This is a genomic window from Pleomorphomonas sp. PLEO, from assembly GCF_041320595.1.
Taxonomy (GTDB): domain Bacteria; phylum Pseudomonadota; class Alphaproteobacteria; order Rhizobiales; family Pleomorphomonadaceae; genus Pleomorphomonas.
Map to the genome: position 1 here is coordinate 1,252,807 of NZ_CP166625.1, position 12,316 is coordinate 1,265,122.

Genomic DNA, 12,316 nt, shown 5'->3' on the forward strand with positions numbered 1-12,316 from the left:
TTTCCGATTTTGTGGTGACTCTATGGTGACACTAAACGCTCAGTAGGGGTCACCGATGGCGAGATTGACCAAGACAATCGTCGAGAAGGCCGAGCCAAAAGACAAGCCATATTTCGTGTGGTGCAGCGACCTTCCCGGCTTTGGTGTCCGCGTATTCCCCTCTGGTAAGCGGGTCTATTACATCGACTATCGCAACCGCGATGGATCGCGAAAGCGGATGACGATTGGCCCTCATGGCAAGATCACCTGCGAGGAAGCCCGCAAACTCGCTATGGTGACACTGGGCGATGTGGTGAAGGGTGAAGACCCCGCTGAAGAGCGTCGGAGCCGGCGAACATCGCTGACGGTGTCGCAGCTCTGCGAGGATTACTTCGTCGCGGCTGATAAGGGGCTTGTCATCGGCCGGGCAGGGCGCCCTAAGAAGGCGTCGACGCTAACGCTCGACCGATCCATGGTGGAGGCGCATATCAAGCCGCTGCTCGGCAAGCGGCTCATTATCGACTTGAAGCGATCCGATATTCAGAAGTTCGTCGGTTCGGTGACCGCCGGCAAGACGGCTAAGGCCAAGCCGGAGAAGTCTGGCAACCTGCGTGGACGCATCCGCCGGCCGGGCGGACCTGGTGCCGCCTCACGGTGCACGCAAACCCTCGGCGCCATCCTGTCATGGGCGGTTTCTCAGGGTGTGATGGAGATTAGCCCAGCGGCCGGGGTTAAGAAGCCTGCGACCAACAAGCGAGAGCGGCGCCTGACGGCTGACGAGTTCAAAGCCCTTGGCACGGTGTTCGACGAGACGACGGCCAATCCTTTCGAGGCATGGCAACCAGTTGCCGAGTTGCGGCTACTGGCGCTCACCGGGTGCCGGCTCGGCGAGGTCGAAAATCTCAAGTGGTCAGAGGTCGATTTCGAGGACTCGTTGCTCCGCCTTGAGGATACCAAGACGGGCCGCTCCGTCCGGCCGCTCAGCGAGGCGGCAAAGGACGTATTGCGTTCGATCAAGCCGAAGGAAGGGCATCCCTATGTGTTCCCGGCGGAGCGGCTACAGGGTCGGCCGTTCGCCGGCATGAAACGCGCATATCGCAAGTTGTTCGTCGACGCCGGTCTTGTGGGCGTGACGCCGCATGTTCTGCGGCATTCGTTCGCCAGCGTCGGCGCGGACCTCGGTTTCACCGACAGCACCATCGGCGCCATGCTCGGGCACGCCGGCAGCGGCATCACCAGCCGATATACGCATCGGCTCGACTCGGTGCTAATCGCAGCAGCAAACAAGGTGGCGGAGGAAATTTCCAAGCAGATGAGACAGCAAGAATGATCTGTTGATACGATTTACGGAAATGCGCCCTACTTTTCTTCATCGTTGTTCGGCTCTATATTTTCTTTTTTTGCGATGAAATCAATAATCTCCTTCATGGTTTCTGAGTTTGCAACTTTAGTCAGATAGCCCATCTTCTCCGTCATCGCGTCAATAGTATCCTCTAGTTTCTTTCTTACCTCAAACTGCTCGTCGATTATTTCGTTATATTTACTTATTTTCCCGAGTATCTCCTCTTGGAACCCATCGAGCTTCTCATAAGGGTCGCCTTTTTCAAGGGTGATCATTAGTCGAGAAATGATTTCGGCATTGATAGACCGCCCGTTGCGTGTAGCAGCCTCCTCAATTGCCTCCTTCATTTCGATTGGAAGTCTGATTTTCAGTTGCGGGTCATCGCGGGCCATTTGTTACTCCCGATTGGCTGTGGTTATGCACCACCGTGGTGTTGACCGCAATGAACCACGGTGGTACCCAATAATGGACCATGGTGGTTCATCGTTGGTTAATCGAGGAGATTATGAGCCAACTCGTTCAGATGAAAATTCGCATTCCTGAGGGCTTAAAAGCCTTCATCGAAGACGAAGCGAAAAAAAACGTGAGTTCGCAGAACTCCGAAGTCGTTCGGTGCATCCGATCGGCCATGAAAAAATTGGGCGCGGAAGAGGCTGCAACCTCACCGCGCCCTGGCCACAGCAATTCCCTGCAGGGAGAAAGCCGGTGAACCCACGGACTGATACCACAGTGGCCGATCCGACCGCAACGAAACCAACTTGGGAAGACATACTTGCGGGTCTCCGCGAGTTGAAGCGAATAACAGAGGAAGGCACCCATAGGGCCTCTTGCGTCGGGGAGTGGACGAACCTTCGATCACATCTATCGCAGATGGAAAACCCGCTGAACCGAGTAGAGGCGTTCCTGGTAACCTTCGATGCGATGGTCTCGCGCGGCCCAAGCGAGACGCTTTCGGAAGAGCAATGCGCAGCGCTTTCCTATCTGGCTCAGGATGCCATCGAAATATTCGATGCGCTCAAGTCTCGCTGGTCCAGCTCTTATGAAGCCGCATGTGAATTGGGGGGAAACCGATGATGCCCCTTTCTCAGGTTCCGCCAACCACCGACTCCCTACCCCTTCTCCCTGTCACCACCCTGCGCGAACTGCATCATGTCGCCGAGGGCATGGAAACTCCACTATGCAGGATGGACGGCATGCTGCGCGCAATGAGCGCGCTCGCCGAGCGGTTCGGGGAAAGTCCCGACCGGGCGGCGATAGCTGACGTTATCAATATTGCCGAGGGTTTCATCAGTGAAATAGACGGTGCCCGCGAACACCTCGCAAGCGCCCTTCGTCCGTATGGGGAACGCATGAGATGAGCGATCGCACCTTGCTCAGGCGCTTTGAGGCGCCGATCTACCTGAAGGAAAAGCATGGCGTTGTAATCGCCACAGCGACGCTTGCCAAACTGGCGACGAACGGCGGGGGACCGGTCATGACGTACATGGGGCGATTCCCGTTCTACGGCACCGATGACCTTGACGCCTGGGCAGCGGAACGCATCTCGCCGCCTTGCCGGTCGACCTCTGAGCGAAAGGCGCTTGCCGCTAGCGATTCCTGACGCCCGCTTTCACAAGCTGACCAAATCATGCCGCCGGCCATCGTTGCCGGCGGTGTGCTCGCTTGCGCTCGTTCGCCATCATCACCAGCACCCTGAGGGGGGTAGGCTTGGTTACCGCCCCACAACGCCAGTTCTGGTTCGATTCCGTTCGTACATGTCGAGCGTTGTCACTAATGGACCGCCATGTCGCCACGACGATCGGATTTGCCGTCCACGTCGGCGCAGCAGCATGCTTCATTTCCTACCGCCTAATAGGTGATAAGTCGGCCTGTAGTGAAGCCACCGCCATCCGGTCCGTCAAACGCCTGGAGACAGCCGGTTGGCTGAAGATTATTCGTTCTAGCGGCCGGCGGGCGAATACCTTCACCCTGGTTTTGCCGCCGCCTCTTCGCTTTCCTGAAGCGGAAGATATCCGCCAAGCGGCGGAAGTTGACGATGCAAAAAGAGACAAATTTGCCTCCTATCAGACTGTCAGGAATTCCTCGCCAGATGCGGGCGAACCCTTGCGAAGCTATGCGAGGGTTGAAGTCGAAGGCGAGGATGTAAACCCTCGCAGAGTTATGCAAGGGCTGAGTGTCGTTGAACCCTCGCAGAGCTGTGCAAGGGATGCAAAAGGTCAACTCTTGCAAAACGAGGTCCCAACCATTGCAGAGCTTTGCGAGTCCAAAAGAGGAAAAGAAAGAATAACCTATAGTCCGCTCACAGCTGACGACGGAAAACGCGGTGTGCTATTCGATCGGCTGTGGTCCCTCTGGGGAGGCGGTGCCTACGAGGACCGAGCGCGACGAAGGTTCAACAAGACGCTGGATGGCGGCGTTGACCCGGTCGCCATCATCGAAGCGGCAGAGCGTCGGCGAAGGCGGCTCGACCAGTCCGGACTTCAGGACGATAGCCGGCTCTATCTTTGGCTGCGCCGTGGGGACTGGCAGAGAGAACCGAGTGTTTCACAACTGGTCTTCGTCGAGTACGGCACCGAGGCCGGCAGGGCTTGGGAAAGGCACTGGTTGAAGACGCGGCGCGTGCGTCCGTCCTGGCAGTGCATGCCGGGTCAGGGCTTTCGGCGAGGGCGGTATTTCCCGAGCGAACTCCCACCAGACGACGTCACCTGATGGTTATCAACAGCTTTGTTCGCGGCAGAATGGCGGGTTTTCGTCGCCAAAGATAACTCAATACAATGCCAGAAAAGACGAGAAAGCCGGAGTAAGTGAACGGAAACTGGAGGCTGGCCGCGACTGACTTCCGTTCAGGCGATTTTATCGTAACATCAGGCCATCATGATTTGGCCCTTCACGACTTTCGAACGTCGCTCAGTCGGCACTCCCACGGACGAAGAACCCGCCGTCCTCACCAGCGCCATCGCTGGCACCACCGGCCTCGGTGTTGCGCTGAACCGCCTCGGTGAACGGCGCGGCCGGAACACGCATGGGGGCGGGGTCAAACTCTGAGGGGTCTCCACCCTCCCAACCGGCATAGATCTCACGCGGAGATTTTTTTCTCATGGCACTGGATTTTGACCTGCTTGGCGACCCGATCCCCGAGGGGTTCGGCAAGCGCGGCCGGTCCGTCCATATGCTCTCCGACGAAAAGCGTAGATTTGTCATGTAGTTGATGGCGTTCGACTGGTCGGTCGAGCAGATCGCTGCGGCGCCTTCGATCACTCCTCCGACTTTGCACAAACATTATTTTCGGGAGCGGAAGCCGAGGGCGGAAGTCCGCTTCCGGGTAGAGGCAAAGCTCTTCACGGTACTGATGACCGAGACCGAAGCCCGCAACGTCTCGACCATCGACAAATACGTCAAACACTTCGAGCGCCATGATGCCTGCGTGCCGAAATCGGCGTGAGGCAAGGCCCCGAAGGCACAGCCGATCGGCAAGAAGGATGAGGCGCCCCCCCTCGCGAGAACCGTGCACGAAACCACAAGCTGGGGGCAATTGGCCAACTGATGCTGGGGAATTTCTTATGTACGGACAGAGAGATAAGACTTCGGCATGGTGTTTACCTGACACCTGATTTGCCGATCGACCATGCCGAGGCGGAGCGAGCCGGTGCAGTCTTCAAAAAGATCCGCCTGCTCGACGTACCGAGCACGCTCTCCATGGCGAAAGCGGTTAGTGAACTGTTCCATGACATCGTCGGGGCGATCTTCGGTTCGGAGGACGAAGACGGCGCCTGGCGCGTCCGCAACGTCTTTACGCTGGTGCTTAAGCGAGGAGTCAAGGTTATTGGGTCCTTCTGGCCTGAATCCCGCTTGCGGGTAATTCGCTCCCCAGTTGATCGGGCTATGTGCTTCTTGGCGGGTGCCAGGTTTATGTTGTTGTTGTTCTTCATCGTCCAACCAGAATGGTACTTACGCTTGAGAGACGGCGGGGGCCCTCTTTCTCAATGGGGGTACGGAGTCGTTTTGTGAATGGGTTGTTGACTGATTGTGATCCGATTGGACCCCGATTTGGCACCAAGGCATGAGCAGCCTTCGTAGCGTTTCGTAGACCCTTTCGGTTTGCTAGCAAAGGATACGAACCCGCCTGTCAGGCATCTGACATCGCAGCCGGCAAAAAGCCTGTTCAGATGAGGCGAGCACCCAGGTGTCAGGGCGGGCTGCTCAGGGTTCCTTATCCGATGCGGCGTAAGCTGCTGTCGGGTTCAAATCGGCCGCGATGGCAGAGGTTGTCATGATCGAGCTTCGGTTCCAGTTGCGGGTGGACAGCGAAACGCGCATCGGCCCCGGCAAGGTCTCGCTTCTGGAGGCGGTTGCCCGCGTCGGCTCGATATCAGCCGCCGCGCGCGAGCAGGAGATGACCTACCGCCGCGCCTGGGAGCTCATCGACCACATGAACAAGGCTTTCGGTCAGCCCGTGGTCGTTGGGCACACCGGCAGTACGGGCGGCGCATCGCTGACCGAGCTTGGTGCGGAGATTGTTCGTCGCTATCGCCTCATCGGGCATTTGATCGACGAAGCCGCCGCTCCTCATCTCGCCGCGCTCGACGTTGCCATCCTGGTACCGGCATTGGAAGTCGACCCCGACAACGATCTAGACTAAAGATCAAATCGACGCCTGAAGCGTTGCTCTCAATTATGTTTGTGAGGTTATAATTCCGTCGTTAGGCCTATATTGCGTCCAGATGGCCGATTACCAAGCAAATTACGTAGAAATATTTGTATTAAATATTATCTGCCCGTCACGAATTCAATTATGTCGGCCAAAACATAATAGTATAGGTGCGTATTTTCTCCGATTTGCTTGGAGCGAAGACTTTCGGCATGGATGGTTCAGGCGAGCGTGAGCGTCACGCCGCCAACCATCGTTTTGGCAAGGCCGAAATCACGAGGCATTTGGGGACCTCCGGATCGGCAGTTGGAGGAAGAGCCATGCCTAAAGTCATTCGCATCAACATGACGGATCTTTCGGTCCGCATCGATGAAGCGCCGGCCGCGTGGGCTGGTCTCGGCGGTCGCGCGTTGACATCAACGGTCGTTGCCGCCGAAGTGCCGCCGACCTGCCATCCGCTCGGCCCGAGCAACAAGCTCGTGTTCGCTCCAGGACTTCTGTCCGGCACGGCCGCTGGCAACGCAGGTCGCATGTCGGCTGGTGCCAAGAGCCCGCTGACCGGCACGATCAAGGAAAGCAACGCCGGTGGCACCTGCGGCCGCATGCTCGGTCGCCTCGACATCAAGGCGATCATCATTGAGGGTCAGCCCGCTCAGACCAATACGTGGTACCAGATCCGCATCAGCTCTTCGGGTGCGGTGATCGAGCCGGAAGCCGAAACGGTCGGCATGAACAATTTCGCCGTGCTGGAGTCGGTCGCCAATCGTTATGGAGAAGACAAGGGCGTCATCACCATCGGCTCGGCCGGTGAAAATCTGATGATGATCTCGAACATCTCGACCCGTGACCCCGAAGGCAAGCTGCGCAGCTTCGGCCGCGGTGGTCTCGGCGCGGTCATGGGTTCGAAACGCATCAAGTTCATCACCATCGATCAGGAGGGCACGCGCCCGGTTTCGTTGGTCGACTCGGCCGCCTTCAAGGCCGCCAACATGGTGTTCACCAAGGCCCTCAAGGATCATCCGGTTTCCGGCCAGGGTCTGCCGACCTATGGCACCGCCGTGCTGGTCAACATCCTGCACGAGATCGGCGGCCTGCCGACCCGCAACTTCACGTCGGGCCAGTGCGAGCATCATGACATGATCTCGGGCGAGCACATGTACGACACCATCGTCGCCCGTGGCGGCGAACCGACGCACGGTTGCTCGCTCGGCTGCGTGATCCAGTGTTCGCAGGTCTACAACGACAAGGATGGCAAGTACCTCACCTCCGGTTTCGAATACGAGACGATCTGGGCCTATGGCGCCGACTGCCTGATCGACAACCTCGATCTGATCGCCGAGTGCGACAACGTCATGGATGATCTCGGCGTCGACAGCATCGAGACCCCGGTGATGTTCGGCGTTGCCATGGAGGCTGGTGTCCTCAAGTTCGGTGATGGCACGGAAGTGCTGCGCATGCTGCGCGAGGAGATCGGCAAGGCGACGCCGCTCGGCCGCATCCTTGGCGGTGGTACTGGGCATGTTGGCAAGACCTATGGCGTTGCGCGCGTTCCCGTCGTCAAAAACCAGGCGATCCCTGCTTACGATCCGCGTGCGGTCAAAGGCATCGGCGTCACCTATGCCACGACGACGCAAGGGGCCGACCACACCGCCGGCTACGCGGTGACGGCCAACGTGCTCAACGTCGGTGGCAAGGTCGATCCGCTGTCCAACGAGGGGCAGGTTGAGCTATCGCGTAATCTTCAGATCGCCACGGCGGCCATCGATTCGACCGGCCTCTGCCTGTTCATCGCCTTCCCGGCGCTCGACATTGCCGAGTGTCTGCCGGCGGCGGTGGATATGCTGAACGCCCGGTTTGGCGGCAGGCTGACGATGGACGACGTCGTCGGGCTCGGCAAGACCGTGCTCAAGCTAGAGCATGAGTTCAACCTCGCGGCCGGCATCGGGCCGGAGCAGGACCGCCTGCCCGAGTTCTTCGAGCTGGAGGCCATCGCACCGCACAACGTCAAGTGGGACATGGACCAGAAGGAACTGGCGAGCTTCTGGAACTTCTAAGTCGAGATGATCATGTGGGTCACGGTCAAACTCTTCGCGACGTTTCGCGAAAACCGCTTCAAGGAGGCCCGGCGGCAGTATCCGCCGGGAACCACCGTTGCCGACGTGGCGACGGAACTTGAAATCGAGCATGGCCTGATCGGCATGATCTTCATTCATGGGCGCGCGGCCGAACTCGACCGCGTGCTTGATGAGGGCGACGTTCTGGCGCTCTTTCCTCTCCTTGGAGGAGGATAGGCCTCGCCTCCTAGGGGTCTGTCAGTCGGCAAGCCTGCGCCCCCAACGCGGACCTTGCTGTCGAGCATCGGAACCAACGTAGAGGAGGCCCATCCGCACGGGCCTCCTCAGCCGTTTTTGAAGTCGGCAGGACGGAGGGAATTTTGCTTTCGAATGTGGAACTCCAGCGCTACAGCCGACACATCCTGCTTCGGGACATCGGCGGTCCTGGTCAGAACAAGCTGAAGGCTACCCGGGTTCTGTGCGTCGGTGCGGGCGGGCTTGGTTCGCCTGTGATCGAGTATCTGGCCGCTGCTGGTGTTGGCACGCTCGGGCTCGTCGACGACGACAAGGTCAGCCTCTCCAACCTGCAGCGCCAGGTGGTGCATTCAACGGCCAACGTCGGCAAACTCAAGGTCGAGAGCGCCAGCGAGCGCGTTGCCGCCATCAATCCCCATGTCAATGTCGAACTTCATCCGTTCCGTCTGGATGCCCATAACATCCAGGAACTGGTGAAGGCCTATGACATCGTGGTCGACGGGACCGACAACTTTCCGACCCGCTTCCTGGTGGCCGATACGGCCTATGCCTGCCGCAAGCCGCTCGTCACGGCGGGGGTGCTCGAATTCTACGGCTCCCTGACGACGCTGCTTCCTTACGAAACCGATGCGAGTGGGCAACTCAACCCGAGCTGGCGCTGCCTGATGCCCCGGGAGCCGGACACGGCCGCGCTGACCTGCTCCGAGGTTGGCATTCTCGGCAGCGTCGTCGGTGTGCTGGGCACGCTTGCCGCTTGCGAGGTGCTGAAGCTGATCACCGGCGTCGGCCAACCGCTCATCGGCCGGTTGCTGATGGTCGACATCCGCGACATGGGCTTCGATCTCGTCGACTACTACCGAAATCCGATGTCGCCTGTCTTCGGGCAAACTTGAGGGGCGGCGGATGACCGGGCAAATCGAACTCATCGCCTTCATGGGATTGCGGACGCTGTTCAGCGAACGCGGCTGGCCCATCCCGAGGCTTGTCGATCTGCCAGAGGACATGACGGGTGAGGAACTGCTCCATTTCCTCGCGATCGAAAGTGCCAAGGTGGAGGCCCTGATCGTCAATCGGTCGGCCATTGCCGTGGAGGATGCCGTCATCCATCCCGGCGATCGGGTCACCCTTGTTCCCCCGGGAGTACCGGGGCCGCATCGCCTTTTGCTTGGCATTCATGGTCAGACCAAGCCTGCTCAACCGTTTGGCCTTTCTTTTCCGGCAGTTGCGGAAAAAGACGATGGCGACGAGGGCAACAGCCAATGACCCTCGACAGACCGGAAAGCCTTGCGCGGTCAGCCATGACCATCTGTGTCAACTGCGAGCAATGTCGCGAGTTGATGGAGGATGCGCCGTGCCAGTATTTCCCAAGGCTGTTTAACCTCGCCGACCGCGCTAAGGCCGGTGGCAAGCCAGTATCAGGTCTGGATCTGGCAGAGCTGATCGACCTCTGCAATGCCTGCGGGCAATGCCCCTGCCGCCCGGTTCAGAGCGATATTCGCCGGGCCAAGGATGCCTTCGTCGAGCGCGATGGGTTGCCGCTGGCCAGTCGCTTCATCGAGAATGTCCAATTGGTCGGGCGGGTCTGCGGCACCTTTCCCTCGCTGGTCAACGCCGTCATGAGAAGCCCGCGGCTGGGCAAGCTGGCCCGTCGGCTGGTCGGCGTCCACGCGGATCGGAAGATGCCGTCGTTCCCGCGCGATCGCCTGGGGCGCTGGATTGCCCGGCGCGGCCTCGATCGCCCGAAGCAAACGGAAGGGCGTAAGGTTACCTACTTCGTTGGCTGCACGGCGCGTTACATGTTCCCCGATGTCGCCAAGGCGACCATTGAGGTCCTGGAGAGAAACGGCATCTCCGTCTATGTGCCGGAGCAGAAGTGCTGCGGCATGCCGACCTACCTCGAAGGCGACAAGCCGTTCACGCTTGATCTCGTCTCGGCCAATCTGCCGGTGCTGCAGCAATGCGTGGAAGACGGCTATGACATCGTCACGGCATGTCCGACCTGTTCGTTCATGTTCAAGTCGGTGCTGGCCCGCGATGCCCAGTTCTCGCCTGCCTTCCGCGACCGCATCCGCGCTCTTGGAGTCGATCTTGAAGGCGATACCGGGGCGATCGCAAAGCAGCTTGCCGCCGAAGTATCCGCTCCGTCGGGACGCACGAGCAGTGTCGCTCGGGAGTTTCTCGCCCCCTGGGTGGTCAACTATAATCTCGGGCTGCATGCCGAGACCGATCGGGGCGACGTCGGCTATTTCGCAGCTTGGGATGCCCACCAGCGCATCAAGGTCGCCGCTCACGTCTTCGAGCTCGGAGAATATCTCGGGGTGCTTCATCGCGAGGGCGGACTGCATCTTCCCCCCATGGTAACATCCGAAAAGCTCTCCTATTTCCCGCCCTGCCACCTCAGGGAGCAGAACATGGGACGCCCATGGCTCGATCTGCTCAACGAGGCGCCCAAGGCCGATGTTTCGCCAGTGGGGCAGCCGATGGATTGCTGTGGGCTTGGTGGCATCATGGGATTCAAAAAGGACTTTCATGCCGCTTCCCTGGCGATGGGGCGCGGCTTGATCGACAGGGTTGGGGAAGCGGCCCCGGACAGGATTGTGACCGAGTGCCTGGCCTGTCGGCTGCAATTCATGCAGATGCAGGAAAAGCCGGTTTCGCATCCAGTTGAGTTGCTGGCCGAGGCCTATCGAGCCGAAAAGGTCAGATTCCCTTTGAGTGAGATTGGCCAAGAGCGCGGAAGTCCGTGAAAGGCTGGAGGCAAGTTTATGGTGCAGTTGAGTTCTGATGCCTTCGCCTTCGGAGGTGATCTGATGCCGGTCGAGGAGGCCCTCGATTTGGTTGCCGCCAGGATTCCGCCGATCGGCGAGACGGAAAGCGTCGGGCTGATAGATGCCGACGGACGCTTTTCGGCTTCTGACGTGATGGCCCCGATCGATCTGCCGGCTTTCGACAATTCCGCGGTCGATGGCTACGCCGTGGCTTATGCCGACTTGCTGGCAGGTGGACCAACTGTGCTGCCGATCAGCGCCAGGGTTGCGGCAGGCGAACCTGCCTCGGAGACCCTCGCCGCCAAGACGGCCGTGCGGATCTTCACGGGGGCTCCCATGCCGCCTGGTACCGACACGGTATTCATGCAGGAAGACGTTGCTCTCGACGATGATGGACGCGTCGAATTGCCGCCTGGTCTCAGAAAGGGGGCAAACCGTCGCCCTCGGGGTGAGGATATAGCTGCCGGCAGCGTTGCCGTCCCCGCCGGGAAGAGGCTGGAACCGCGCGACATAGCTCTTCTTGCAGCCCTTGGCGTCACGTCCCTAAAGGTTCGCAGGCGTCCACGTGTGGCGGTCTTCTCGACCGGCAACGAGTTACGCGATCCAGGGCAGGCGCTCGGCGCGGCGGCGATCTACGATTCAAACCGATTTTCGTTGCAGGTGATGCTGAAGCGAGCCGGATGCGAAGTGTCCGATCTCGGCATCCTGCCCGACAACCGCGACGTCACGGTCCAGCGTCTTGATGCTGCCAGCCATACGCATGATCTCATCGTTACCTCGGGCGGCGTTTCGACCGGCGAGGAGGACCATGTCCGAGCGGCGATCGCGGCCGGCGGTTCCATGGTGTTCTGGAGGCTCGGGATCAAGCCGGGGCGGCCGCTCGCCATGGGGATCATCAATGGAACGCCCTTGATTGGCCTCCCGGGCAACCCTGTCGCCGTTTTCGTCACCTTCGCCCACGTGCTTCGGCCACTGGTGGTCGCGCTCTCGGGAGGCAAGCCGACGCCTCTGTCGGCCATGACCGTCTTCTCCGGCTTCGACTACCGGAAAAAAGCCGGCCGGCGTGAGTATGTCCGGGTGTCGTTGGAGCAGTCCGACGGCCGGACCGTCGCCCAAAAATACCCTGTCGATGGCGCGGGCGTGCTCACGTCCCTGACTCGGACAGACGGGATGGTGGAGTTGCCGGAGTCCTGTACGGAAGTCAGGCGCGGCGATCCAATTTCGTTCTACGCCTACAGCCAACTCATTTGATGGCTGCCATGAGAGTCCT

General features: G+C 59.7%; 15 protein-coding genes. 14 read left to right on the forward strand and 1 reads right to left on the reverse strand.

Annotated features, from left to right (window positions below; genetic code table 11):
* Positions 1-55 precede the first annotated feature (55 nt).
* Positions 56-1,309: a tyrosine-type recombinase/integrase gene (locus tag AB6N07_RS05525; protein WP_370676809.1), complete on the forward strand. Its 1,254-nt coding sequence runs from the start codon at positions 56-58 to the stop codon at positions 1,307-1,309.
* Between the two features lie 29 nt (positions 1,310-1,338).
* On the opposite strand, the gene AB6N07_RS05530 is transcribed toward AB6N07_RS05525, so the two are convergent.
* On the reverse strand, positions 1,339-1,713 hold the full coding sequence (locus tag AB6N07_RS05530) for an Arc family DNA-binding protein (protein ID WP_370676810.1): 375 nt from the start codon (positions 1,711-1,713) through the stop codon (positions 1,339-1,341).
* Between the two features lie 113 nt (positions 1,714-1,826).
* Between AB6N07_RS05530 and AB6N07_RS05535 the strand changes: the two genes are divergently transcribed.
* The 13 genes from AB6N07_RS05535 (at position 1,827) to glp (ending at position 12,297) form a co-directional block, all read left to right on the forward strand.
* Positions 1,827-2,030: an Arc family DNA-binding protein gene (locus AB6N07_RS05535; protein ID WP_370676811.1), complete on the forward strand. Its 204-nt coding sequence runs from the start codon at positions 1,827-1,829 to the stop codon at positions 2,028-2,030.
* A 361-nt stretch (positions 2,031-2,391) separates the two neighbouring features.
* Entirely contained in the window at positions 2,392-2,679 is a 288-nt protein-coding gene (locus AB6N07_RS05540) for a hypothetical protein (RefSeq protein WP_370676812.1), read from the forward strand.
* Complete coding sequence (locus AB6N07_RS05545; RefSeq protein WP_370676813.1) at positions 2,676-2,921, forward strand: hypothetical protein; 246 nt, start codon at positions 2,676-2,678, stop codon at positions 2,919-2,921. The genes AB6N07_RS05540 and AB6N07_RS05545 overlap by 4 nt, the downstream gene beginning before the upstream one ends.
* 173 nt (positions 2,922-3,094) lie before the next feature.
* The gene (locus tag AB6N07_RS05550) at positions 3,095-4,030 is read left to right on the forward strand and encodes a hypothetical protein (RefSeq protein WP_370676814.1); all 936 of its coding nucleotides are present in this window, start codon (positions 3,095-3,097) and stop codon (positions 4,028-4,030) included.
* A gap of 499 nt (positions 4,031-4,529) precedes the next feature.
* Entirely contained in the window at positions 4,530-4,763 is a 234-nt protein-coding gene (locus AB6N07_RS05555; RefSeq protein WP_370676815.1) for a hypothetical protein, read from the forward strand.
* Positions 4,764-4,864: 101 nt separating this feature from the next.
* The gene (locus AB6N07_RS05560) at positions 4,865-5,329 is read left to right on the forward strand and encodes a hypothetical protein (protein WP_370676816.1); all 465 of its coding nucleotides are present in this window, start codon (positions 4,865-4,867) and stop codon (positions 5,327-5,329) included.
* Positions 5,330-5,591: 262 nt separating this feature from the next.
* A complete protein-coding gene (locus AB6N07_RS05565) occupies positions 5,592-5,960 on the forward strand; it encodes a winged helix-turn-helix domain-containing protein (protein WP_370676817.1) in 369 nt (122 codons plus the stop codon).
* A gap of 329 nt (positions 5,961-6,289) precedes the next feature.
* Positions 6,290-8,023 (forward strand): aldehyde ferredoxin oxidoreductase C-terminal domain-containing protein, encoded by a 1,734-nt coding sequence (locus AB6N07_RS05570; protein ID WP_370676818.1) that lies wholly within the window; start codon positions 6,290-6,292, stop codon positions 8,021-8,023.
* Between the two features lie 12 nt (positions 8,024-8,035).
* Entirely contained in the window at positions 8,036-8,260 is a 225-nt protein-coding gene (locus AB6N07_RS05575; protein WP_370676819.1) for a MoaD/ThiS family protein, read from the forward strand.
* Positions 8,261-8,400: 140 nt separating this feature from the next.
* Positions 8,401-9,171, forward strand: coding sequence for a ThiF family adenylyltransferase (locus tag AB6N07_RS05580; RefSeq protein WP_370678193.1), 771 nt, complete (start codon positions 8,401-8,403; stop codon positions 9,169-9,171).
* A 10-nt stretch (positions 9,172-9,181) separates the two neighbouring features.
* Positions 9,182-9,541 (forward strand): hypothetical protein, encoded by a 360-nt coding sequence (locus AB6N07_RS05585; RefSeq protein ID WP_370676820.1) that lies wholly within the window; start codon positions 9,182-9,184, stop codon positions 9,539-9,541.
* The gene (locus AB6N07_RS05590; protein ID WP_370676821.1) at positions 9,538-11,025 is read left to right on the forward strand and encodes a heterodisulfide reductase-related iron-sulfur binding cluster; all 1,488 of its coding nucleotides are present in this window, start codon (positions 9,538-9,540) and stop codon (positions 11,023-11,025) included. Before AB6N07_RS05585 ends, AB6N07_RS05590 begins: the two co-directional genes overlap by 4 nt.
* Positions 11,026-11,043: 18 nt before the next feature.
* Positions 11,044-12,297 carry a gephyrin-like molybdotransferase Glp gene (gene glp, locus AB6N07_RS05595; RefSeq protein ID WP_370676822.1) on the forward strand — a complete coding sequence of 418 codons (1,254 nt, stop codon included), beginning with the start codon at positions 11,044-11,046 and terminating at the stop codon, positions 12,295-12,297.
* Positions 12,298-12,316 lie beyond the last annotated feature (19 nt).